This window comes from Roseburia sp. AF22-2LB, assembly GCF_003461125.1.
Classification (GTDB): domain Bacteria; phylum Bacillota; class Clostridia; order Lachnospirales; family Lachnospiraceae; genus Roseburia_C; species Roseburia_C amylophila.
Window position 1 is genome coordinate 523,766 of record NZ_QTWM01000001.1, and the last position, 25,594, is coordinate 549,359.

Below are 25,594 nucleotides of genomic sequence, written 5' to 3' on the forward strand. Positions count from 1 at the left end.
CTTGGAATTATACGGTTTCCGGTTCGTCGTAATCAACACCAAAGGTTTCTACGGTAACGGTTTTCATTCGTTGGTCTTCCATTGGACGGTCGCTGTAGTCGGTTGCAACTTCTGCGATTTTATTTACCACATCCATGCCTTCGATGATTTTACCGAAAGCAGCGTAAGCACCATCTAAGTGTGGAGCATCCTTATGCATGATAAAGAACTGGGAGCCGGCAGAGTTTGGCATCATGGAACGAGCCATGGAAAGAACGCCTGCAGAATGCTTTAAGTCATTGGCAAAGCCGTTCTGTGCAAATTCACCCTTGATACCATATCCTGGACCGCCCATTCCGGTTCCTTCCGGGTCACCACCCTGAATCATAAAACCGTTGATGACACGATGGAAGATAAGTCCATCATAAAATCCCTTGTTGACAAGGCTGATAAAGTTATTTACTGTGTTAGGAGCAACCTGCGGATATAATTCCGCTTTCATAATATCTCCGTTTTCCATTTCAAATGTAATAATAGGATTCTGAGCCATTGTAAGATACCTCATTTCTGTTCATTGAATTCATCCTGCATAACAGAATGTAGTTCTACTATAGCGGAAAAAGGCTTTTTTGTAAAGAAAGAGAGAAGGAAATATGTGTCACTGGAATACTGTAAACTGGAACTGTATCATACGAAAAGAAACATTAGAAGAAAAACTTTCTGAAGAAGAGAAACATGCATTAAGCCGCCTGCAAAAAGAACTGTCAGAGCAGAAAAAAGTGGAACTTCTTTTTACAGATGCTGATATGGAAAAAGATATCACATTTTTCCTGAGCGGACATCATGTAAAGCCGGAGGAATGTATGCTGCTTGCAACAGAACCGGAAGAAGTGGCATGGGCGAAAAAGGATGCAGATGCAGACTCAGACTCAGACTCAGACCAGCTTACCATCATTGGCTATGAAGTACCGGATTTTTCAAAACAGATGCCTTTAAGCAATGTGGATATGCTGCTTCTTGGACTGGAAGAAGTGGACACAGAATTTTTACTTCGGACATTTCAGCGGAAGCATCACCTGCCGTGGCGGATACTAGAGACAAAGCGGTGCTATCTGAGAGAGATTACGTTAGATGACATGGACGATTTATTTGATTTATATAATAAGAAGGGAATCTCCGATTATATCGAGCCCCTTTACGAAAGGCAGGAAGAGGAGGAGTACCAGAGAGCATACATTGAAAATATGTATGGCTACTATGGATATGGCATGTGGCTGGTAAAGGGAAAAGACACCCATCAACTGATTGGAAGAGCCGGGATCGACTATCGCAAACTGCTTGACGAAGAAATTATCGAGATGGGCTATGTCATTGCACCGGAATACCAGAGGCAGGGTTATGCATATGAGGTCTGTCAGGCAATCATGGCATGGGTAAAAAATAATCTTGAATTTCGAAGAATTGACTGTCTGGTGGAGCCGGGGAATGAAGCATCGTTGGGACTGCTTCATAAACTTGGCTTTCAGGAAACAGAGAAGATAAAACAGGATGGAAAAATATTCCGGCATTTCTGGTATTTTTATCCGTGATTGGAAAGTTAAACGGTAGGAGACATTTTTATACATAATATAAATCTTTTTTTCATATATAGTACAAAGCGAAAATGTATCCGGAACATGATATAAAAAATAAGTTACGGATACAGACGCAAGGTACGAAGATGGATGGAGGATATATGGGAAAAGAGAAGGTGGCAGGAAAAGGAAATCTTTTTACGACAATGGGCAAAGTGTTGCTGGTCATGTATATTCTGACGGGAATACTGCTTTTTATTCTGGCGGCAGTCTTATATAAAATGGAATTAAGCGAAGCTGCGGTAAATATCAGCATTATCATAAGCTATATTGTAGTGGGATTTGTCGGCGGCTTCATCATTGGAAAGATTAAGAAGAGCCGGAAATATCTGTGGGGAGCCTTGATGGGGCTTTTGTATTTTACGGTGCTGCTCATTGTGTCCCTGATATTGAAAAAGGGACTGGATTCCGGGATGCAGCACATCCTTACAACACTGATTTTATGCACTGCTTCGGGAACTGTGGGCGGAATGCTCAGTTGAAAAAAAGTGCTTTTCTTATGAAAGACTATGTGTTATACTAACTAGAGGTATTTTTTCGAAAGGAGATAACGAGATGAAACATATTAAGACCCTGAATACAAGAAAGTTACAGAATACAGTAAAGAAGGGCGGATGCGGCGAGTGCCAGACATCTTGTCAGTCAGCATGCAAGACTTCCTGTACTGTAGGAAACCAGACTTGCGAGCATTGCAAATAATTACCAGAAGTTCAGATTGAGAACGAACGAAACGACCGTACGCCTGCGCGGACGGTCGTTATAATGTTGTAAGAAAGTGAGGAAATATTGTAGTGGTTCACCAGTATAAAAACAACGGCTATAATATTGTCCTGGATGTAAACAGCGGCGCCATCCATATTGTGGATGACTTAACCTATGATGTCATTGCATTGTGGGAAGAGACAAGCCGTGAAGAAATCATACAGAGACTGAATAAGACCTATGATGAGGCGGAGATAAAAGAAGCAATTGAAGAGATAGAGGAATTGCAGAAGAACGGAGATTTGTTCACACCGGATGATTATGAAGAATACATCGGTGATGTAACAAAGCGTCCTACTGTAGTAAAAGCACTGTGTCTGCATATTGCCCATGATTGTAACCTTGCCTGCAGATACTGTTTTGCAGAAGAGGGAGAATATCACGGCAGACGTGCGTTAATGTCCTATGAAGTAGGAAAAGCTGCATTGGATTTCCTGATTGCCAATTCCGGCAACCGCCGGAACTTAGAGGTGGACTTCTTCGGTGGAGAACCTACCTTAAACTTCCAGGTGGTAAAAGATTTGGTAGCATATGGAAGAGAGCAGGAAAAAATACATAATAAGAATTTCCGGTTTACACTGACCACAAATGGCGTTCTTTTAAATGATGATATTATGGAGTTCGCTAATAAAGAGATGGACAATGTTGTATTAAGTATTGACGGAAGAAAAGAAGTCAATGATTATATGCGTCCGTTCCGTGGTGGTCAGGGAAGCTATGATGTGATTGTTCCGAAATTCCAGAAATTTGCAGACAGCAGAAATCAGGAACGCTACTACGTGCGTGGAACCTATACCCATCATAATTTAGATTTTTCCAAGGATGTACTGCATCTGGCAGACCTTGGGTTTAAGCAGATTTCCGTAGAGCCGGTTGTGGCACAGGAGACAGATGATTATGCCATCCGTGAGGAAGACCTGCCACAGCTTTTTGCAGAATATGATGCACTGGCAAAAGAGATGGTAAAACGGAAAAAAGAGGGAAAAGCATTCAACTTCTTCCATTTTATGATTGATTTGGAGGGCGGTCCTTGTGTTGCCAAGAGACTTTCCGGATGTGGTTCCGGAACCGAGTATCTGGCAGTAACACCTTGGGGAGACTTGTATCCATGTCACCAGTTTGTTGGAAATGAAGATTTCCTGATGGGAAATGTTTTTGAAGGCTTAAAACGTACCGATATCCGGGATTCCTTTAAGAGCTGTAATGTTTATTCCAAGGAAAAATGCAGAGAGTGTTTTGCAAGATTCTACTGTAGCGGTGGATGTGCAGCGAACTCTTATAATTTCCATGGTGATATTCATAATACCTATGACATTGGTTGTGCATTGCAGAAGAAACGTGTGGAATGCGCAATTATGATAAAAGCCGCAGAGGCGGAAATTTAAGTCAGGAGAAAGGAAGAAGAAAATGAAGAAAAGTAAGGGCGTAGCCATATTACTTGCAGTTCTCTTGGTTTTAGCAGGACTGTCGTATTATGCGTCTATCATCTTATCTTCAACCGGAAAAGGTGAAGATAAGAACATTAAGCTTGGATTGGATCTGGCAGGTGGTGTCAGCATCACATATCAGGTGGAATCCGAGAATCCGACTTCCGAGCAGATGAAGGATACTATTTACAAGCTTCAGAAGCGTGTGGAAGGCTACAGTACAGAAGCATCTGTATATCAGGAAGGTGATGACCGTATCACCGTTGAAATTCCAGGAGTAAAGGATGCCAACAAGATTCTGGACGAACTTGGAAAACCGGGTTCCTTAGAGTTCCGGGATCCGGACGGAAATGTTTACATGACCGGTAATGATGTAAAGGATGCACAGGCTGCAACACAGCAGGATAACCTTGGCAACAAGCAGTATGTGGTCCAGCTTACACTTACCGATGAAGGCGCACAGAAATTTGCAGATGCAACCACTGCCAATGTTGGAAAGGTCTGCCCAATTGTATATGATGATGAGGCAATCAGTACTCCTCGTGTAAAAGAAGCAATTACCGGCGGAAGCGCAGTAATCGATGGAATGAGTTCCTATGAAGAAGCAGAGACTTTAGCTTCTAACATCCGTATCGGTTCTCTTTCCTTAGAGTTATCTGAGTTACAGTCCCAGATAGTAGCAGCACAGCTTGGTACAGAAGCAATTTCAACGGCATTAAAGGCAGCAGCAATCGGTCTTGCCCTGATTGCGGTATTCATGATTGCTTACTACTGGATTTCAGGTGTGGCAGCAACCATAGCACTTGGAATTTATACTACAATGGTAGTTGCAGTTATTTATCTTTTTGAAATTACACTTACCCTTCCGGGTATCGCAGGTATCATCCTTTCCATTGGTATGGCGGTAGATGCAAATGTTATTATCTTCGCCCGTATCAGGGAAGAAATTGCATCCGGCAAGACTGTTTCGACAGCGATTAAGACCGGATTCCAGAAAGCGTTATCTGCAATTTTAGACGGAAATATCACCACCCTGATTGCTGCAGCAGTGCTGGCATTTAAGGGAAGCGGTTTCGTAAAAGGATTTGCTTATACACTGGCAATCGGTATCGTATTATCTATGTTTACTGCACTGGTTGTAACAAGACTGGTATTACATGGACTGTATGTAATTGGTTTCCGTGATGCAAAATTCTATGGAAGACAGAAAGACCGCCGTCCAATGCATTTTATTGCAAAACGCCACGTATTCTTTATTATTTCAGCAGTAATTATCATTGCCGGATTTGTGGGAATGGGCGTAAACAAAGCCAATGGCAAGGGCGCATTGAACTTAAGCCTTGAATTTGTCGGTGGTACATCTACAACCGTAGATATGGGTAAAGATTATACTCTTGCAGAATTAGATTCTGAAGTAATTCCTCTGATTGAGGATGTGACTGGAGATTCCAGTGTACAGGCTCAGAAGGTAGAAGGAAGTACACAGGTTGTATTTAAGACCAGAAGCCTTGATTTGGACGAAAGAGAGCAGTTAAATACTACATTAGAAGAAAATCTTGGTGTAGATACTTCAACTGTTTCCTCTACTAATATCAGTTCCACTATCAGTGGTGAAATGACAAAAGATGCAGTCTGGGCAGTAGTAATTGCAACAATCTGTATGCTGGTTTATATCTGGTTCCGGTTTAAAGACATTCGTTTTGCAACCTCTGCTATTTTAGCACTTATTCATGATGTACTGGTTATTTTAACCTGTTACTCTCTGCTGCGGCTGTCTGTAGGAAGCACATTTATTGCAGTAATGCTGACAATCATCGGATATTCCATCAATGATACCATCGTTATCTTTGACCGAATCCGTGAGAATATGCATCTGGTAAGAAATGTGGATAAGGAAAGCTTAACCGAAATAGCTGACCGCTCCATTTCCCAGACAATTTCACGAAGCTTAAATACTTCAATTACAACCTTTGTAATGGTATTCCTGCTTTATATCCTTGGAGTTGCATCCATTAAAGATTTCTCACTTCCTCTTATGGTAGGTATTGTGAGCGGAACTTATTCTTCTATCTGTATTGCAACAGAGCTGTGGTTTGTATTCAAAACACGCTTTGCAAAGAAGAATGCATAAGTAACAGAAATGGTTTCCCCTCTTCTGATTTGGAAGAGGGGATTTTTACATTTGGGCGTTGTTTAAAAATTAATATCCGGGGATTGCAAAAGGATAGAAGAGATTTGTTACAATAATATTACGTTGATTCGCAGCAGATTATCTTTCGTTATGAAATACCACAGTTCTAAAATGCGTGTTTTTCTTTTGGTTATGAAAACAGTCTTTCCAATGTTTGCCAGAATAGCTACACGGTTCGTCGAAGTACAGATGCCTGATAAGGGCTGTTAGGGGCACTGGGAATTTCATCTGGCAACAGGCAACGCTGGTACAGGGATGTACCAGCGAGGCACATTTGAACATGGACGTGAATTTGTGCCGGTTGCCAGATGAAAGTATAATTATGCCGAAATTCCCTGTGCCCCTTGCAGGCGTTATGCGGCATCTGTTCTCGACGGACAGTGCAGCTATTCAGTCAAAGCAACCGGAAAGACAGTTTATATGCAAGAAAAACACGCATTCTAAGAACTGCTGGCATTTCATAACGGATAAAGATAATCCGCTGTAAATCTCCGTAATATTTTCCAGCAAAGATTATTTCCGTTTGCAATTGCCAAAAATTAATATTTGAAAAAGGAGAAAAGAATGACTACAATTCAGAAAATAGCAATTACATATGCAATAATTGCAAATATTGTCGGGCTATCCGTCATGGGAATAGATAAACGCAGAGCCATCTGTCATAAATGGCGTATTCCGGAAAAAACATTATTTCTGGTAAGCATACTGGGAGGAAGCATTGGGACATGGGCAGGTATGTATCTGTTCCGTCATAAGACAAAACATTGGTACTTTGTAATAGGAATGCCATTTATACTGATTGTGCAACTGGTTTTATACTATTATTTTTGGTAAAAATATTTTCAAACCGGGATAGGCGTGATAAAATATATCAAACAGAAATGAGATATGGATAATAGGTGAACAACAGTATCAGGGAGAAATGCAAATTATGGCAGGAATGATGGAGTTAAATGGCTGCCGGATTATTGTAAAGGAAATTGCCGGCGGGAAGAGGGTATTAGATACAAGAATTAAATCTTATGATCCGATCCGTAAAGTAGTAAAGGTTAGTGCAGGAAGCCTGGACAACCGGATGGAGCATGCAGTGACGGTTATCATATTTGGACCGAATGGGAGCCTGGTAGAAGCTACCGGTAATCTTCGGAAGGTTATAATTGCCAATGAAGTAGAAATCGAGCTGGGCAGGAGTAAGAATGGTGAGAAGCGGAAGCATGCCCGTTATCCCTTAAAAGAAAAGGGATATATAGAATCTGTTATTGTGGATGGAACATTAATTGAATTGCAGAAGCCAATTGAAATGGAAACCTGTAATATCAGTGGAAATGGAATTCTGATTCAGACAATGGCAGGAAGCGGGACAGTTGGAATGGAACTGCGGATTTGCGTGAAACTTGGAGATACAATGTTACAGAAGACATATCGGATTGTCCGGATACAGAATGCAAATCTTAAGACAGAAGAGTATGGCTGCATGATGATTCGTGACAGGAATATATAAGGGCGGAGTGACAGAATGAGACTTAGAAAAATTCCAATTGATTTTTTATGGGAAGGCCTGGAACTTTCCGGAGATATTTATAATGACAGAGGTTCGGTGCTACTTTTGAAACGGGGCGAAGTCCTGACACAGGACCGGTTAGATAAACTTTCCAAGTTTGAACGTGGTGGATATATTACAACCAGCGAGGAAACTTATCAGGAAATTCTCAACAGTGGAAAAGCACCAAGAGCTGCATTGCAGAGAGTATACGAAGAAGCAGTCGGCTATACAGCATTAAAAAACGATGTAGACAGTATTTTTTCTGTAACCAGAAATGCTTCCGAAATTAATATGGAAGTAACGGAGACTGTTACAAAGGATATTTTTACTAAGATTAAGGTATTGGATTTTCCTAAAATATTTCAGTGTATTGATGCACCGAGAGAGATGGATGAGAATTTGCAGCGCCATTCCCTGAACGTAGCATTTACCAATGGTGTTATCGGGCAGTGGCTGAAGCTTCCGGAACCGGTGATTAAAAAGCTGGTATGCGCCGGATTAGTGCACGATATCGGAAAGACGAAGATACCGGAAGAAATCTTAAATGCACCGAGAAGACTTACGGAAGAAGAATTTGAAATCATAAAAGCTCATCCCGTTTATTCATATGAGTTGCTTTGGGATAATGTAGATGAAGATATCCGGTTAGCGGCAAGACATCATCATGAGCGGCTGGATGGAAAGGGTTATCCGGATCAGATTGCAGGAGATGAGATTTCTCTGCTGGCAAGGATTACTGCCATTTCCGATGTGTATGATGCCATGATTTCCCAGAGAAGTTATAAGGAATCCATGATTCCTTTTGATGTGTTGGAGAAATTTAAAAAGGGCGAATTTCCGGGACTGGATGAACGCCTGGTAGACTTATTTGTGAAAAATATGGTGGAAAATTACCGGGACGTAAAGGTACAGATGTCCGATGGAAGAATCGGTGTGGTACGTTACATTCCACCAAATGACCTGAATCATCCGATTATCAACTGTAATCATGATGTCAGTCAGACAGATGATAAATGGTATTGCGTCTGCATTGCAAATCAGACAGGAAAATAGATTTTGCATAAATAAAAACCTCTTTACCAGAAAACTGGTAAGGAGGTTTTTATTTACAGGCTCTGTTTCAGACAGGTTTTGATATCATCGGAAGCATTGCTGATTGGTTTCAGGTGGAAGGTATCGGTAAGATACTGCAGCACATTTGGACTGATGAAGGCAGGAAGCGTTGGACCTAAATAAATATCATGAATGCCAAGGCTTAAAAGGGCAAGCAGGTCAGCAACCGCTTTCTGTTCATACCAGGATATAATCAGTGACAGTGGAAGTCCGTTTACGTCCGTTTCAAAAGCATCTGCAAGTGCAGTAGCAATGCGGATGGCAGAGTAGACATCATTACACTGTCCCACATCTAAAAGGCGTGGAAGCCCTGCTACTTCACCAAAATCCAGTTTGTTGAAACGGTATTTGCCGCAGGCAAGCGTCAGAATCATACAGTCAGTTGGAACCATCTGGGCAAAGTCAGTGTAGTAATTTCGACCCGGACGGGCACCGTCACAGCCGCCGATAAGGAAGAAATGGCGGATTTGTCCGCTTTTAACAGCTTCCACAAGCTGTGGGGCATAGCTTAAGGCAGCGTGGTGTCCGAAACCTACCAGAATCTCTTTTGCCGGCTGGTCTTCCTGAAAACCGCCAAGTTCAATTGCCTGTTTTATGATTTCACTGAAATCTTTGTCTCCATTTTCTTTCCGACCGACATGTTTCACACCATCCCAGCCCACTACATTTGTGCTGTAAATCCTGTCTTTGTAGGAATCTCTCGGGCGCATCAGGCAGTTGGTGGTCATCAGGATACAGCCGGGAATGTTGTCAAACTGTTTCTGCTGATCCTGCCAGGCTCCACCGAAGTTACCTACAAGATGAGAATATTTTTTCAGTCCATCATAACCGTGGCAGGGCAGCATTTCACCATGGGTATAGATGTTGATGCCGGTGCCTTCCGTCTGCTTCAACAGCATTTCCAAATCCTTTAAGTCGTGGCCGGAGACAATGATAAATGGCCCTTTTTTAATAGTAACATTTACCTTATGCGGGGAAGGATTGCCATAAATAGTGGTATTGGCATCGTCCAGTTTTTTCATGACTTCAATAGCCATTTCACCGGTACGCATGGTCAGACGGATCAGGTCTTCGACAGTCAGCCGGTCATCGGTAATGGCTTCTAATGCCAGTATATAAAAGTCATCCACTTCATCACTGAAGTAACCTAATTCTCTTGCCTGATGACCATAGGCACTGATACCTTTTAAACCGTAGAGAATAGTCTGACGGAGGGAGCGGATGTCTGGGTCTAAGGATTTGTCATACATAATGCCCGCCATAGGAGCATCCTTTAACATATCCGTTTTTGAATCCGGCAGATGATAGGTGGCATGGAGTGTGGAATTCGAAATTTCACCTACCAAATTGTGAAGTTCTTCTTTGATTTGCTGTGATTGCCGGAGCAGTGCCACATGTACATCTGCATCAAAATTTACATTGGTAAGTGTCGTAAAAAGTACATTTTCAATAAAGCTTACAATCGATTTGTCCATATGTTGTCCCTGCTCCACCAGCACTTTTCCGTAGCAGCTGATTCCCTTTATCTGAAAAATAAGTAAATCCTGCAGGTTGGCAATTTCCGGTGTCTTTCCGCATACGCCAAGCTTTGTACAGCCTTTGCCACCGGCTGTCTGTTCACACTGATAGCAGAACATTTCATAATTTAAATCCATGTTATTTCCCATACGATAATCTCCTTTTATAGAAAATTTTTTGGACGATTGCGAAAAGATATATTTTTCTTTCAAAATTTTTACTATAGAAGGGCATTTCAGCACAAATTACTTCCAATGCCCTTCTATATTTAAAATTTTTGAAATAAATTCTTACGTTCTTTTTCACAATCGCCTAAGAAAAGTTTAGATATCGGCATTAGCATGAGCCGGAAAAAGGAATATTATGCATGAAGAAATAGAGTAGATAAAATAGAAAGTTGACAATGGAATAAAATCTGGCTAAAATACTTAGGAACCGAACTAATTAGAAATAGTAATAAGTTTAAAGAAAGGAACAGATTTGCCATGGAAACAGGAAAGGTAATTAATAAAATATCCAACCGGCTTCGCAGACGTTCTAAGAAAATACAGGAATCTATCGGAATCAGCGGAGCAAAGGGTAACATTTTAAATTATATTCTGGTGGAATCAGAAAACCATCCGGTATACCAGAAAGAGATTGAGGAAGAATTTGGCTTGCGTCCGTCTACTGCAACAGAGACTTTAAAGAATCTTGAGCAGGCAGAACTAATCTGCCGGGTGCCGGAATCAGAGGATGGAAGATATAAGAAGATTGTTTTTACAGAACAGGCGCGGAAGATTGAACATATTCTGCGAAAGGAAATTACGGAATCGGAAGAACTTTTATTACAGGGAATTACGGAAGAAGAAAGAAAAGAATTTTTAAGAATTGCCGAGAAGATGCTTCGGAATCTGGAATGAGAAATTTAAAGTTACAAGAGGCCAATGAGTGTCTTTGGGAAGCAGATTTTACCGGCAGAAAGGAAGGGTTACAATGGGCGAAAATGAATTAATGGGCAGCATGAAGGTTTCGAAGGCAGTAGCAAAGATGGCAATTCCAAGTGTCATCAGCAGTCTGGTTACTGTCGTTTATAATATGGCGGATACATTTTTCGTAGGGCAGACAGGGGATCCGTTGCAGGTGGCAGCAGTCAGTCTGACGAATCCGATTTTTATATTATTCATGGCATTTGCCAATATGTTTGGTATGGGCGGAAGCGCAGCGGCATCTATGGCATTGGGCGAAAAGAAGGAAAAAAGAGTAAAGCAGGTTTCTTCTTTTATTACCTATGCATCACTTATCGTGGGAATTGTTTTTGCTGCAATTTTACTGGTTGGAATGCAGCCGGTTTTACAATTGTTTGGAGCAGATGCAGATACTTATGAACTGGCGAAAGGATACACAACATATATTTCTTATGGTGCACCGTTTATTATCTGGTCTGCGGCAGCAAGCTTTGTTGTGCGTGCGGACGGAGCCAGCCGGGAAGCTATGACAGGAAGTATGATAGGAACCGTGGCCAATATTATTTTAGACCCGATATTTATCAGTGGATTTGGTATGGGTGCAGCAGGCGCAGCCATTGCAACGACTATTGGAAATATAATGGCGAGTGTATATTATCTTTGGTATTTCTGTAGAAAGAGCAGGAACATGTCTATGGCATTCCGGTATTTTAAATGTGGGGACAGAATTCTGTCCCAGGTATGCTCGGCAGGACTTCCAACAGCTATTTTTTCTGCATTGATGAGCATTTCTACGATTATTTTAAACCAGATTCTGGTGGCATATGGAAATGCACCGGTAGCGGCTATTGGAATTGTATTTAAGGCAAATATGTTTATCACATTTTTACAGATGGGACTGGCAAATGGAGTACAACCGTTATTAGGCTATAGTTACGGTGCAGGGAACAGGGAGCGTTTTCTTGCAGTGGAACGTTATACGAAGAAATGCTGTCTGATTGTAGGTGTATTGGCGACAGCACTGTTTTTCTTTTTCCGGGATCCGATTATCCGCCTGTTTATTTCTGATACAGAGGTCATAAATTATGGTGTGGAAATGCTGATTGCTTATATGATTTCCGGTCCGGTCATTGGCATTTTATTTATGAATATGAACTGTATGCAGTCTACCGGAAATGCACTTCCGGCAACGATTCTTTCTATATTGAGACAGGGCGTACTTTTGATTCCGGTGCTTTACGGCTTGAATGCATTGCTCGGTCTGCACGGTGTTATCTACGGACAGGCATTGACGGATTATGTGGCAGTTCTCCTTTCTATTGTAATCTGGCGTTGGAAACGCAGGAAAACTTTATAGGCGAAAATGGTCAGGTTGCCTTTTTCACAGGTTGGTGCTATGCTGACGATAGTAGATTGGCAGAGTAAGTGGAGGAGAAGGCATGGGGCAGAATGTTCAGAAAGCAGAACAGATGAAATACCGGCTGGCAGATGCCATGAAGCAGTGTATGGCGAAGATGCCGATAGAACGGATTACAGTGCGGCAGCTTGTGGAACTGAGCGGAACTACAAGACAGACATTTTACCGTCATTTTCAGGATAAATATGATCTGATAAACTGGTATTTTGACAAAATTTTAGCAGAATCCTTTGAACATATGGGAGAGGGAAAGACGGTATATGAGGGGCTGGTAAAGAAATTTGAATATATTGAGCAGGAAAAATTATTTTTCCGGGCTGCATTTAAATCAGACAGCCAGAACTGCTTAAGAGACCATGATTTTGAACTGATTACCCGGTTTTATACGGATAAGATAGAAAAGAAATCAGGACAGAAATTATCGGAGCATCTTCATTTCCTTCTGGAAATGTATTGCCAGGGTTCAGTTTATATGACAATTCAGTGGGTGCTTGGAAGAAAGAAGACTACACCGAGGGAACTGGCAAAGGCACTGACGGAAGCGGTGCCGGCGGAACTGAAAGCAGTATTTGAAAAATTGCAGATGATATAGTGGTGACGGATGATGATTGAGAGTGGAATTTGCCCATGACAGATATTGAAAAATCAAGTGACAGAGTTGCCTTTTTGTAACTTTTTATTTGTCTTTTTCATTGGTAAAATGGATGTATCAATAAAGGACAAAGGAGAAGATAAAATGGCAAACAGAATTATGTTAAACGAGACTTCCTACCATGGCGCAGGAGCAATTAAAGAAATCGCAAACGAGGCAAAGGCAAGAGCATTTAAGAAAGCATTTGTCTGTTCTGACCCGGATTTGATTAAGTTTGGTGTAACATCCAAAGTAACCGATGTATTGGATGAAGCAGGACTTGCTTATGAAATCTATTCAGATATTAAGGCAAATCCTACCATTCAGAACGTACAGCATGGTGTGGAAGCATTTAAAGCATCAAAAGCAGATTATATCATTGCAATTGGTGGTGGTTCTTCTATGGATACATCAAAAGCAATTGGTATCATTATTGCAAATCCGGAATTTGAGGATGTCAGAAGCTTAGAGGGTGTAGCTCCGACAAAGAAGCCTTGTGTTCCGATTATTGCTGTACCGACAACAGCCGGAACTGCAGCAGAAGTTACCATTAACTATGTAATTACAGATGTAGAGCGTAAGAGAAAATTTGTATGTGTAGACCCGCATGATATGCCGGTTATCGCAGTAATTGACCCGGAGATGATGTCATCTATGCCAAAGGGACTGACAGCTTCCACCGGAATGGATGCACTGACACATGCCATTGAAGGATATACTACAAAGGCTGCATGGGAAATGACTGATATGTTCCATTTGAAAGCGATTGAAATTATCAGCAGATCTTTAAGAAGTGCAGTTGCCAATGAAAAAGAAGGCCGTGAAGGAATGGCATTAGGACAGTATATTGCAGGAATGGGATTTTCTAATGTAGGACTTGGAATTGCACATTCCATGGCACATACATTAGGTGCTGTATATGATACTCCACATGGAGTTGCCTGTGCAATGATGCTTCCAATCGTAATGGAATACAACGCAGAATGCACTGGTGAGAAATATCGTGAGATTGCAAGAGCAATGGGTGTAAAAGGCGTAGATGACATGTCTGTAGAAGAATACAGAAAGGCAGCCATTGATGCGGTACAGCAGTTATCTGTAGATGTTGGAATTCCAACAAAATTAGAGGCGTTAAAGGAAGAAGACTTAGAATTCCTTGCAGAATCCGCTTTTGCTGATGCCTGTGCACCGGGCAATCCAAAGGATACAAATGTAGAGGATTTGAAAGCTTTATTCCGTAAACTGATGTAATCAGAAACTTAGACAATATATGATAGAAGAAAAGATAGCAGACTCCCGGAGCATCGGAAAAACGATGTTTCGGGAGTTCTTTATGAAAAATTTATTTGCGTCTGATAGGATGGAACCGTATAATGAAATTGGATTGATATTCAATAGAGCATACTTTGTGAAGGGTTTGAGAGAGGAATCGGAAACAAAGGAGGCTATTAATCTGAACAGCGAAATTACAAATGCAGTAAAAGCGGCAAGAAATCGGGCACAATATGATGAATGTGCCAAAAGACTCTTAGGACAAAAAAGTATTCTGGCGCATATTTTGGTGAATACTGTGGATGAATTTAAAGGTATGAATCCCAAGGATGTGATACCGTATATTGAAGGAGAACCACAGGTTGGTGTTGTGCCCATAGAACCGGGCGATATTCTATGTAAGCAGGCTTATTTCATCCCAAAAGGAACGTGATTTTTGGCATTCGGATTATGGTGACATAAAACGGGTATTTAGTATCTGGATTTGCATGAATATGGATATGAATTCGATGAGTTATATTCATCTGATGAAAGAAGATATCGTAAATGAATATGACTGGGAAGGAAATATAGACCTTTTGAATATTGTATTGCTTGGTGTAACAAATGAAGTTCCCAAAAGAGAGGAACGCTATGAGCTGCATCGGCTGATAAGCACACTTTTGTCAAATGAAATAGAAGCAGAAGAAAAATTAAATATGATAGAACTGGAATATCAGATTCCGGTAAGTGAAGAATTGAGAGAGGAAGTGAACCTGATGTGTAATCTGAGTGAAGGAATAGAAGAAAGAGCAGCAGAAAAGGCTGCAGAAAAGACATTAAGAGAAACAAACAAAAAAGTAATTACCAATATGCACAGGAAGGGCTATACCTTAGAACAGATAGCAGAGATTGTGGAAATCAAACCGGAGGAAGTAGGAAAAATCATAGAAGAAGAATCTATGTCAATATAGAATAGAGAGAGGAAAAGAAAAATGGCAGCACAATTAGCGTTTGCAAGTGATTATATGGAAGGAGCTCATCCGGCAATTCTCAGGAAGTTAGCGGAGACAAATCTGATAAAAAGTGCCGGATACGGACTGGATGAATATTCGGAAACTGCAAGGGAAAAGATTCGGAAGGCCTGCAATGCACCGGAGGCAGAGGTGCATTTTCTGGTGGGAGGAACACAGACCAATGCCACGGTAATTGGGGCCCTGTTAGCATCTTATCAGGGAGTGATTGCGGCAGAGACCGGACATGTCAGCTCCCATGAAGCAGGAGCTATTGAAGCGGGTGGACATAAGGTGTTGACGATTCCGCAGACAGATGGAAAAATCAGCGCAGAAAAGGTGGAAGAAGTCTTAAATAAATTTAAAGAGGATGGCAACCGTGATCATATGGTGATGCCGGGAATGGTATACATTTCCCAGCCGACAGAATATGGAACCTTATATAACCGGCAGGAATTAGAAGCATTAAGTAAAGTATGCCGCAGCAATGGTATTCCACTTTATTTAGATGGAGCAAGACTGGCTTATGCACTGGCATGCCCGGCGAATGATGTGACATTAGAAGATATTGCAGCATGCTGCGATGCCTTTTATATCGGAGGAACAAAATGCGGTGCATTGTTTGGAGAGGCAGTGGTATTTCCGAAGCCAGGACTTATTCCGCATTTCTTTACCATTATAAAACAGCATGGAGCACTGCTTGCTAAGGGACGGATACTTGGCATCCAGTTTGATGTCTTATTTGAAAATGATTTGTATGAGCATATCGGAGAGCCGGCAATTGCAGCGGCAGATAAGATTCGGGAAGGCTTAAAGGAAAATGGAATTGAACTTTATCTGGATGCTCCCACCAATCAGGTATTTTGTGTGGTAGACAATGCATTTATGGAAAAGCTTGCGCAAAAAGTTGAATTCAGCTTCTGGGAGAAAAAGGATGAGACGCATACGGTAATTCGTTTTGCAACTAGTTGGGCAACGACAATGGAAGACGTGGATGAGCTGATAAAATTGATTAAACAGATAAATGAGTAGATGAATGATAGACGGATAAACAGATAATGAATAAAAAGGATGGAATGAGGATTTAAAAGATGTGGGCAATACTAATGATAGTACTGTTTTTCAGTGCGTTTGCAGGAATCATCTATCTGATAAACCGGATTGGAAAATTTGGTTTCCTGAATAAAATAACAAAAGGAAAAAAGTGGCTGCGCATCCTAATTAGTGCGGTTTTGGTATGTGGAATCACCGTAATACTCTGGGTAGCGTGGGGTTCGATGAATGCTATAGTATGCATTCTGCATCTGATTATATTCTGGCTTATCAGTGACGGAATTTTTGCACTGATAAAAAAACGCCGGAAGAAATCTTTGAAAAGATATTATGCCGGAGCTGTGGCACTTGTATTTACCATAGGATATCTTGGAAGCGGCTGGTATCTGGCACATCATGTATGGGAGACGGACTATCAGATTCAGACGGATAAGGAAGTAGGAAGCCTTCGGGTGGCAGTATTTGCAGATTCCCATGTAGGGACAACTTTTCATGGGGAAGGCTTTGCCGAGCATATGAAAACCATAGAGGAGCAGCACCCGGATGTGGTTCTGATTGTGGGAGACTTTGTGGATGATGATACGACAAAAGAAGATATGATAGCCTGCTGCAAAGCATTAGGAGAGCTTGATACGACTTATGGTGTATATTATGTCTTTGGAAATCATGATAAAGGATATTATCCGCCGGAATACCGGGGCTATGATGGAAATGATTTGATAGTGAAATTAGAAAAAAATCAGGTACATGTTCTGCAGGATGAGGTAGAACTGATTGCGGATAAATTCTATATAATAGGAAGACAGGATAAATCCGAAGAATATGCAGAAAAAAAGAGCCACAATGGAAGAACTGACGGCAAACCTTGATCCGGATAAATTCTCCATTGTATTAGACCATCAGCCACAGGATTATGCAGCGCAGCAGAATGTCAATGTGGATCTGGTTCTTTCCGGACATACCCACGGTGGACAGCTATTCCCGCTGATGACCATTGAGAATCTTACGAAAATGACACCGGATGACCGTGTCTATGGATATGAGCAGAGAGAAAATACGAATTTTATTGTAACATCAGGAATTTCCGACTGGGCGATTAAGTTTAAAACGGGATGTAAGTCGGAGTATCTTATGATTGATATTGAAGGAAAATAAAAGAGGTGTATATGAAAAAGTTATTTTTGTATTTGACGGAATTTTTTGCAGGAATGTCAGTGATGGCAGTAGAGTTAGGCGCAAGCAGATTACTTGCACCATATTTTAGTTCTTCCCAGATAGTCTGGACAATCATTATCGGAACCATTATGATTGCCATGGCATTGGGAAATATTTATGGCGGAAGGACGGCAGACAAATCACCGAACCCGGATAAACTGTATGGAAGAATTATCATTGCCGCAATCTGGATTGCATTAATTCCGGTAGTGGGAAAATATATTATCATAGGAATATCAGCCCTTTTAATCTTTGCGGTAAATAATAATTTCCTGATTATTGCAGCTTTTGCAGCCTGCATGGTAATTTTCGTATTTCCGCTGTTTCTGTTGGGAACGGTAACACCATCCCTGGTAAAATATTCTGTTGATAATTTAGATGACAACGGAAAGACAGTAGGTACCTTAGGGGCATTTAACACCATCGGAAGCATCATTGGAACCTTTATCCCAACCTTTGTGACAATTCCGGCAGTAGGAACATCCGTTACATTTCTTATCTTTGCGGGAATTTTACTGGCATTATCCATCGTATATTTTATCAATGCGCATACCGGAAAGAAGAAAATAGTTGCATCTATTCTGATATTTGCACTGTGCTGCGGGTTTGGATATTCCGACTCATTTGCATTCTGGGAAAATAATCTGACCTATGAGGGGGAATCCGTATATAACTATCTTCAGGTATACGAAAATCAGGACAAGGTGTCCTTATCCACCAATGTGTTATTCGGTGTGCAGTCTGTGTATATGAAGCAGGATGAACTGACCGGTATGTATTATGATTATGCCATGGCGGCACCGCTTATGTTAAAAGACAAAGAAATATCAGACATGGATGTGCTGATTCTTGGAATGGGAACCGGTACTTATGCAACCCAGTGCCGGAAATATTTTGGAGATATGAATGTGGAAGGTGTTGAAATTGATGAGAAGATTACAAAGCTTTCCAGACAGTATTTTTCACTTTCGGAGGATGTGCCGGTAACGACTTATGATGGAAGAGCATTTTTAAATGCATCCGATAAGAAATACGATGTCATTATGGTAGATGCTTATCAGGATATTACGATTCCGTTTCAGATGTCTTCCGTTGAATTTTTTACGCTGGTAAAAGAGCATTTAAATGAAAATGGCGTAATGGTGGTGAATATGAACATGCGTGGGCAGAAAGAAGGAAATATTAACCAGTATCTTTCCGACACCATAGGAAGTGTATTTGGAACAGAATATACTGTGGATGTGGCAGGCTCTACAAACCGGGAACTGTTTGCATCCGACAATGGAGAAATTTTAAAGAATCTTTCTAACAACATTTCCAAGCTTGAAAATCAGGAGTTAAAGGGAATGATGACAGAGGTATTGGCAGATACCGTTTCCTATGAAAAGGGCGATTATATTCTTACAGATGATAAGGCACCGGTGGAACTTCTTGGAATGCAGGTGATTGATGAGATGATAAAAGATGAAGTTGCATATTATAAGGGAGTTTATAAAGAGGAAGGGCTGAAAGGACTGCTGAATTCCTTTTAAATATAAGAAAAATAGTAATTAACAAAAATTGTCTGAAAATTTTAGCACTCACCTCTTGACAGTGCTAATAATGCGTGCTATATTTATGCTTGGAAACAGAAATAACAGGAATTCGTTCATAGCACAGTGGGAAATGAGGTGAAAGATATGAACATTCAGAAATTTACACAGAAGTCAATGGAAGCAATCCAGGATTGCGAAAAATTAGCATATGAATATGGCAATCAGGAAATCGAGCAGGAACATCTTTTAGTGGCATTACTGCAGCAGGAAGATGGACTGATTTTAAAACTGATTGAGAAAATGGAAATCCAGAAGGAGCATTTTGTAGACAATGCAATCCGCCATCTGGAAGCAAGAACCAAGGTGTCCGGCGGCCAGGTTTATGTCGGCCAGGCATTGAATAAGGTATTGATTAGTGCAGAGGATGAGGCAAAGCAGATGGGAGATGATTATGTTTCTGTAGAGCATCTGTTTTTATCCTTATTAAGATATCCGAACCCTGCATTAAAGGAAATTTTTAAGGAATATGGTATTACAAGAGACCGTTTCCTGCAGGCACTGTCTACGGTGCGTGGCAACCAGCGTGTGACCTCCGATAATCCGGAAGCTACTTATGATACCTTAAATAAATATGGTTATGATATGGTAGAGAGGGCGAGAGACCAGAAGCTGGATCCGGTCATCGGACGTGATGCAGAAATCCGGAATGTAGTGCGAATTTTGTCCCGTAAGACGAAAAACAATCCGGTACTGATTGGCGAACCCGGTGTAGGTAAAACCGCAGTTGTAGAGGGACTGGCACAACGGATTGTACGTGGTGATGTTCCGGAAGGATTAAAGGATAAGAAGCTCTTTGCACTGGATATGGGTGCATTGGTAGCCGGAGCAAAATACCGTGGTGAATTTGAGGAACGTCTGAAAGCAGTATTGGATGAAGTAAAGAAATCCGAAGGACAGATTATCCTCTTTATCGATGAGCTGCATACCATTGTCGGTGCAGGAAAAACCGATGGAGCCATGGATGCCGGACAGCTTTTAAAACCAATGCTTGCCCGTGGAGAACTGCATTGTATCGGTGCTACCACATTGGATGAGTACCGGGAATACATTGAAAAGGATGCCGCATTGGAACGAAGATTCCAGCCGGTTATGGTAGACGAACCAACGGTAGAAGATACTATTTCTATCCTGCGTGGATTAAAGGAGAGGTATGAAGTATTCCATGGAGTAAAGATTACCGACAGTGCACTGGTTTCCGCAGCAGTGCTTTCGAACCGTTATATCTCAGACCGGTTCTTACCGGATAAGGCAATTGACCTGGTGGATGAAGCCTGTGCACTGATTAAGACAGAGCTTGATTCCATGCCGACCGAGTTAGACGAACTGAACCGTCGTGTCATGCAGTTAGAGATTGAAGAGACTGCATTGAAAAAAGAGGATGACCGTCTGAGCCAGGAGCGTCTGGCAGACTTACAGAAAGAGTTAGCGGAGCTTCGGAGTGAGTTCCAGAATAAGAAGGCACAGTGGGACAATGAAAAGAAATCCGTAGAGAAAGTCCAGAAGCTGCGTGAGGATTTGGAAAGCCTGAAAAATGAAATCCAGCAGGCAGAGCAGAGCTATGATTTAAATAAAGCGGCAGAATTAAAATATGGTAAGCTGCCGCAGTTACAGCAGCAGTTGGAAATTGAAGAAGAAAAAGTCAAAGGTGAAGATTTATCACTGGTACATGAAAGTGTCAGCGAAGAAGAAATCGCAAAGATTATCTCCCGCTGGACCGGAATCCCGGTAGCAAAACTGACTGAGAGCGAACGAAATAAGACACTGCACCTTGATGAAGAACTGCATAAACGTGTCATTGGACAGGACGAGGGCGTTACCAAGGTAACAGAAGCAATCATCCGTTCCAAAGCCGGAATCAAAGACCCGAGCAAGCCAATCGGTTCTTTCCTGTTCTTAGGACCAACCGGTGTAGGTAAGACAGAGCTTGCCAAAGCATTAGCAAGCTGCCTTTTCGATGATGAATCCAATATGGTCCGTCTCGATATGAGCGAGTATATGGAGAAATATTCCGTCTCCCGTCTGATTGGAGCACCTCCTGGATATGTAGGCTATGATGAAGGTGGTCAGCTGACGGAGGCAGTCCGCCGGAAACCGTATTCCGTAGTCCTCTTTGATGAGGTGGAAAAAGCACATCCGGATGTCTTTAATGTACTGCTTCAGGTACTGGATGACGGACGAATTACCGATTCCCAGGGGCGTACCGTAGACTTTAAGAATACCATTATTATCATGACTTCTAACTTAGGCTCCATGCATCTGTTGGAGGGCATTGACGAAAATGGCGAGATTCGTCCGGAAGCAGAAGAAGCTGTCATGGAAGAACTGAAGGGTAACTTCCGGCCGGAATTTTTAAACCGTCTGGATGAAATCATTATGTTCAAGCCGCTGACCAAAGACAACATCGGCAACATTATTAAGTTACTGATGGCAGATTTGAATAAACGTCTTGCAGACCGTGAACTGAAAGTAGAACTGACCAAGGCTGCCGAGGATTATATTACTGAGAAGGGTTATGATCCGGTATATGGTGCAAGACCGCTGAAACGTTTCCTGCAGAAACATGTGGAGACGCTTGCAGCAAAATTGATTCTTGCAGATAAAGTCAGAGAGGGAGATACCATTCTTATCGACCTTACCGATGGAGAACTGACTGCAAGCGCAAAACCGGCGACCGCCTGAAATGGTTCAAGCCTGACATAATAAGAAATGCAGTTGCTGCATATATTGTCAGGAGAGCAGAAAAGTAACGGTGTAAAATGAGTCGAATCCGAAAAGCATTGATATGGATGAATCTGGCACTGGCGGTATTGGTAATTGCCGCCGGAGCCTGTCGGATCCGTGTCAATCATCTGGTAAATGCAGAGAGCATGAATATAAAGAAAACAAGTGGAATAAAAGAGGTTGCATTGACATTTGACGATGGACCAAGCCCGGAATGTACGAAAGATTTACTGGAAGGGCTGGAGGAGCGCAATGTCAAAGCAACCTTTTTTGTAATCGGAGAGAAAGCAGAGGCATATCCGGATTTGATAAAGAAAATTCAGGATGATGGGCATATCATAGGAAATCATTCCTATACCCATGTGAACCTTGGCATCTTATCGAAGAAAGATGCCTGTGAGCAGATTCGAAAGACCAATGATGCCATTTATCAGATTACCGGGGAATATCCGCAGTTTTTGCGTTCTCCTTTCGGAAGCACCCAGAAGAATCTGGACTGTCAGATGAATATGATAGAGGTGCTCTGGGATGTAGACCCGAGGGACTGGGAGGTACAGAATAAGGAAAAAGTCGTCAATAAAGTAATGACGGATGTCAAAGATGGTGATATTATTTTATTACATGACGGTTATGACAGCAGTATGCTGGCAGCATTTGAGATTATTGACCGGCTGCAGGCACAGGGTTATGAATTTGTAACGGTAGATAAGCTGATATTTGAGTTACCTTGAGAAAAAAGAATGTTTCAATGGATTTTTTTGTGTGTTTTCACTGGAAAATCGAGAAAAAATACCAGAATAGACTTGTCAAAAGACGAAAATTAAGGTATGGTATCTTAGGATGAAATGAATTATTTTAAAGCTCAAATGTCATTTTGAAACCAAAAAAGTATAAAAATGAAGAAAAATAAGAGTAAAAATGCAAGATTCGTTTTGAAATTATGCAAGGAGCAAAAATGGATTTATTTGATTACATGCGGGAACAGAATATGGAAAAAGAGTCTCCCCTTGCGGCAAGACTTCGTCCCACGACCTTAGACGAAGTAGTCGGGCAGGAACATATTATCGGAAAGGACAAGCTGTTATATCGTGCCATAAAAGCAGATAAGTTAAGTTCTATTCTTTTCTATGGACCGCCGGGAACCGGAAAGACCACGCTGGCAAAAGTGATTGCCAATACCACCAGTGCTGAATTCCTTCAGATGAATGCTACATCTGCAGGAAAGAAGGACATGGAGGAAGTGGTGCAGCAGGCAAAGAACAATCAGGGAATGTATGGAAAGAAAACGATTCTTTTCATCGACGAGATTCATCGTTTTAATAAAGGACAGCAGGACTACCTTCTGCCTTTTGTAGAAGACGGAACGATTATCCTGATTGGTGCCACAACGGAAAATCCATATTTTGAAGTCAATGGAGCTTTACTATCCCGTTCCATTATTTTTGAACTGCATGCACTGGAAAAAGAAGATATTAAGAAGCTTTTGGTGCGGGCAGTTACTGATAAGGAAAAAGGAATGGGTGCATATCAGGCAGTCATCGATGAGGATGCACTGGAATTCATGGCAGATGTAGCCAATGGAGATGCAAGGGCAGCCCTTACCGCCATTGAACTTGGAATCTTAACCACACCACGAAGCGAAGACGGACTTATCCATATTACAATCGATGTGGCACAGGAATGTATCCAGAAGCGTGTAGTGAAATATGATAAGGCAGGCGATAATCATTATGATACGATTTCTGCATTTATCAAAAGTATCCGTGGAACAGACCCGGATGCAGCCCTTTATTACCTCGCAAGAATGTTATATGCAGGAGAAGATATCCGTTTCATCGCAAGAAGAATCATGATCAGCGCGGCAGAGGATGTTGGTACAGCAGACCCGATGGCATTGAATGTAGCGGTTTCTGCAGCACAGGCAGTAGAACGTATCGGTATGCCGGAGGCACAGATTATTCTTGCAGAAGCAGTTGCCTATGTGGCAAGTGCCCCAAAGAGTAATGCATCCTATATGGGACTGAATCGGGCGATGGATGTGGTAGAACATACCAAAACGGCACCGATACCAAATCACTTAAAGGATGCACATTACAAATCCGCCGGAAAATTAGGACATGGTCTGGGTTATCTTTATTCCCATGATTACCCGCACCACTATGTCAGACAGCAGTATCTTCCGGACGGGCTGACGGATTCGGTATTTTACGAGCCGACCGACAATGGAAAAGAAAAAGAAATCGCCCAGTGGCTTCACTGGTTAAAAGAAAATGATGAATGATACAGGAGGAAGGAATAAGATGCAGTCTTATCAGGAAATGTCAAAAGAAGAATTGTATAAGGTAAAGGAAGGCCTTGAAAAAGAATATGCAAAATACAAGGGAATGGGGCTTTCTTTAAATATGGCAAGAGGAAAGCCGGCAGCAACCCAGCTCGACCTTGCTATGCCGATGCTGGATGTATTAAACAGCAGCAGTGAATTAATTGCAGAAGATGGTACAGACTGTAGAAATTATGGAGAATTAAAAGGAATTCCGGAAGCAAGAAAATTAATTGCAGATATGGTAGGAAGCACACCTGACCATGTTTTTGTATACGGTAATTCCAGCTTAAATGTTATGTACGATACCGTATCCCGTTCCTTTACCCACGGTGTCATGGGAAGTACACCATGGTGCAAACTGGATAAAGTAAAATTCTTATGTCCGGTACCGGGCTATGACCGTCATTTCGGAGTAACAGAATTTTTCGGTGTAGAAATGGTAAATGTACCGATGACTTCCGAAGGACCGGATATGGATATGGTAGAGCGTCTGGTAAGCAGCGATGATTCCATTAAAGGAATCTGGTGTGTACCAAAATATTCCAATCCTCAGGGAATCACTTATTCCGATGAAACCGTCCGCCGTATGGCAGCATTAAAGCCGGCAGCAGAAGACTTCCGTATTTACTGGGACAATGCCTATGTAGTACATCATCTCTATGAAGATGAGCAGGATGACCTTTTAGATATCATCAGCGAATGTGAGAAAGCCGGCAACCCGGATATGGTATATGAATTCTGCTCTACATCAAAGGTAAGCTTCCCGGGAAGCGGTATTGCAGCAATCGTAACTTCCAAGGCAAACCTTGACTTCATTGAAAAACAGTTTACGATGCAGACCATCGGACATGATAAGATTAATCAGCTTCGTCATGTACGTTATTTCAAAAATATTGACGGAATCAATGCACATATGATGAAACAGGCAGCAATTATGCGTCCGAAGTTTGAAATGGTAGAAAGAACATTGCAGGATGAATTAGGCGAGCTTGGAATCGGTTCCTGGATTAGCCCGAAGGGTGGATACTTCATCTGCTTTAATACTTTACCGGGATGTGCAAAGAGTGTTGTTGCCAAAGCAAAAGAAGCAGGCGTTGTTATGACACCGGCAGGAGCACCTTTCCCTTATGGAAAAGACCCGGAGGATTCTGTTATCCGTATTGCACCAAGCTTCCCGACTATGGAAGAACTTGAGACAGCAACTAAAATTTTTGTACTTTGCGTCAAACTTGCAAGCGTAGAAAAACTGCTTGCAGAATAG

At 41.7% G+C, this 25,594-nt stretch carries 24 protein-coding genes; 22 read left to right on the forward strand and 2 right to left on the reverse strand.

All coding sequences use genetic code 11. The features are described from left to right. Positions 1–7: 7 nt before the first annotated feature. Positions 8–529 (reverse strand): peptidylprolyl isomerase, encoded by a 522-nt coding sequence (locus tag DWX96_RS02260; protein WP_117840572.1) that lies wholly within the window; start codon positions 527–529, stop codon positions 8–10. 103 nt (positions 530–632) lie between these two features. Here DWX96_RS02260 and DWX96_RS02265 point away from each other — a divergent pair, with 103 nt between their 5' ends. The 8 genes from DWX96_RS02265 to DWX96_RS02300 all read left to right on the forward strand — a co-directional run bounded on the left by DWX96_RS02265 (position 633) and on the right by DWX96_RS02300 (position 8,589). Beyond that, the gene (locus tag DWX96_RS02265) at positions 633–1,568 is read left to right on the forward strand and encodes a GNAT family N-acetyltransferase (protein ID WP_118056432.1); all 936 of its coding nucleotides are present in this window, start codon (positions 633–635) and stop codon (positions 1,566–1,568) included. A 146-nt stretch (positions 1,569–1,714) separates the two neighbouring features. Beyond that, complete coding sequence (locus tag DWX96_RS02270; RefSeq protein WP_118056431.1) at positions 1,715–2,095, forward strand: TIGR04086 family membrane protein; 381 nt, start codon at positions 1,715–1,717, stop codon at positions 2,093–2,095. Positions 2,096–2,168: 73 nt separating this feature from the next. Further along, positions 2,169–2,312, forward strand: coding sequence for a six-cysteine ranthipeptide SCIFF (scfA, locus tag DWX96_RS02275; RefSeq protein ID WP_022244181.1), 144 nt, complete (start codon positions 2,169–2,171; stop codon positions 2,310–2,312). 92 nt (positions 2,313–2,404) lie between these two features. Continuing rightward, positions 2,405–3,760, forward strand: coding sequence for a thioether cross-link-forming SCIFF peptide maturase (gene scfB / locus DWX96_RS02280; protein WP_022244182.1), 1,356 nt, complete (start codon positions 2,405–2,407; stop codon positions 3,758–3,760). A 22-nt stretch (positions 3,761–3,782) separates the two neighbouring features. Continuing rightward, positions 3,783–5,933 (forward strand): protein translocase subunit SecDF, encoded by a 2,151-nt coding sequence (locus DWX96_RS02285; RefSeq protein ID WP_022244183.1) that lies wholly within the window; start codon positions 3,783–3,785, stop codon positions 5,931–5,933. 624 nt (positions 5,934–6,557) lie between these two features. Continuing rightward, positions 6,558–6,827, forward strand: coding sequence for a DUF1294 domain-containing protein (locus DWX96_RS02290; RefSeq protein WP_118056430.1), 270 nt, complete (start codon positions 6,558–6,560; stop codon positions 6,825–6,827). 97 nt (positions 6,828–6,924) lie between these two features. After that, a complete protein-coding gene (locus tag DWX96_RS02295) occupies positions 6,925–7,494 on the forward strand; it encodes a PilZ domain-containing protein (protein ID WP_158561791.1) in 570 nt (189 codons plus the stop codon). A gap of 15 nt (positions 7,495–7,509) precedes the next feature. Continuing rightward, positions 7,510–8,589: an HD-GYP domain-containing protein gene (locus tag DWX96_RS02300; protein ID WP_118056428.1), complete on the forward strand. Its 1,080-nt coding sequence runs from the start codon at positions 7,510–7,512 to the stop codon at positions 8,587–8,589. A 53-nt stretch (positions 8,590–8,642) separates the two neighbouring features. Here the strand turns inward: DWX96_RS02300 and hcp are convergent, their stop codons facing one another. Continuing rightward, positions 8,643–10,316, reverse strand: a complete 1,674-nt coding sequence (gene hcp, locus DWX96_RS02305) for a hydroxylamine reductase (RefSeq protein ID WP_117946505.1) — start codon at positions 10,314–10,316, stop codon at positions 8,643–8,645. Positions 10,317–10,652: 336 nt separating this feature from the next. Between hcp and DWX96_RS02310 the strand changes: the two genes are divergently transcribed. From DWX96_RS02310 to DWX96_RS02370, 14 genes are all read left to right on the forward strand, one after another. Then, a complete protein-coding gene (locus DWX96_RS02310; RefSeq protein WP_022243914.1) occupies positions 10,653–11,069 on the forward strand; it encodes a MarR family winged helix-turn-helix transcriptional regulator in 417 nt (138 codons plus the stop codon). A gap of 73 nt (positions 11,070–11,142) precedes the next feature. After that, positions 11,143–12,471 (forward strand): MATE family efflux transporter, encoded by a 1,329-nt coding sequence (locus DWX96_RS02315; RefSeq protein ID WP_118082907.1) that lies wholly within the window; start codon positions 11,143–11,145, stop codon positions 12,469–12,471. An 82-nt stretch (positions 12,472–12,553) separates the two neighbouring features. Next, positions 12,554–13,123 (forward strand): TetR/AcrR family transcriptional regulator C-terminal domain-containing protein, encoded by a 570-nt coding sequence (locus DWX96_RS02320; RefSeq protein WP_242988694.1) that lies wholly within the window; start codon positions 12,554–12,556, stop codon positions 13,121–13,123. A 144-nt stretch (positions 13,124–13,267) separates the two neighbouring features. Next, positions 13,268–14,413, forward strand: a complete 1,146-nt coding sequence (gene fucO, locus DWX96_RS02325; protein WP_022243917.1) for a lactaldehyde reductase — start codon at positions 13,268–13,270, stop codon at positions 14,411–14,413. Positions 14,414–14,495: 82 nt separating this feature from the next. Beyond that, entirely contained in the window at positions 14,496–14,867 is a 372-nt protein-coding gene (locus tag DWX96_RS14785) for a hypothetical protein (RefSeq protein WP_330408235.1), read from the forward strand. A gap of 61 nt (positions 14,868–14,928) precedes the next feature. Beyond that, positions 14,929–15,387, forward strand: a complete 459-nt coding sequence (locus DWX96_RS14790) for a hypothetical protein (RefSeq protein WP_330416115.1) — start codon at positions 14,929–14,931, stop codon at positions 15,385–15,387. Between the two features lie 21 nt (positions 15,388–15,408). Next, positions 15,409–16,458, forward strand: a complete 1,050-nt coding sequence (locus DWX96_RS02335; protein WP_118056427.1) for a threonine aldolase family protein — start codon at positions 15,409–15,411, stop codon at positions 16,456–16,458. A 59-nt stretch (positions 16,459–16,517) separates the two neighbouring features. Then, positions 16,518–17,348 carry a metallophosphoesterase gene (locus tag DWX96_RS02340; RefSeq protein WP_118056426.1) on the forward strand — a complete coding sequence of 277 codons (831 nt, stop codon included), beginning with the start codon at positions 16,518–16,520 and terminating at the stop codon, positions 17,346–17,348. After that, positions 17,323–17,634 (forward strand): hypothetical protein, encoded by a 312-nt coding sequence (locus DWX96_RS02345; RefSeq protein ID WP_117697545.1) that lies wholly within the window; start codon positions 17,323–17,325, stop codon positions 17,632–17,634. Before DWX96_RS02340 ends, DWX96_RS02345 begins: the two co-directional genes overlap by 26 nt. A gap of 11 nt (positions 17,635–17,645) precedes the next feature. Beyond that, a complete protein-coding gene (locus DWX96_RS02350; RefSeq protein ID WP_242988696.1) occupies positions 17,646–19,226 on the forward strand; it encodes a spermidine synthase in 1,581 nt (526 codons plus the stop codon). 147 nt (positions 19,227–19,373) lie between these two features. Further along, entirely contained in the window at positions 19,374–21,968 is a 2,595-nt protein-coding gene (gene clpB, locus DWX96_RS02355; protein ID WP_118056425.1) for an ATP-dependent chaperone ClpB, read from the forward strand. A 77-nt stretch (positions 21,969–22,045) separates the two neighbouring features. After that, positions 22,046–22,741 (forward strand): polysaccharide deacetylase family protein, encoded by a 696-nt coding sequence (locus DWX96_RS02360; RefSeq protein ID WP_118056424.1) that lies wholly within the window; start codon positions 22,046–22,048, stop codon positions 22,739–22,741. Positions 22,742–22,965: 224 nt separating this feature from the next. Continuing rightward, positions 22,966–24,291: a replication-associated recombination protein A gene (locus DWX96_RS02365; RefSeq protein WP_022243922.1), complete on the forward strand. Its 1,326-nt coding sequence runs from the start codon at positions 22,966–22,968 to the stop codon at positions 24,289–24,291. 19 nt (positions 24,292–24,310) lie between these two features. Next, positions 24,311–25,594, forward strand: coding sequence for an aminotransferase class I/II-fold pyridoxal phosphate-dependent enzyme (locus tag DWX96_RS02370; protein ID WP_118056422.1), 1,284 nt, complete (start codon positions 24,311–24,313; stop codon positions 25,592–25,594).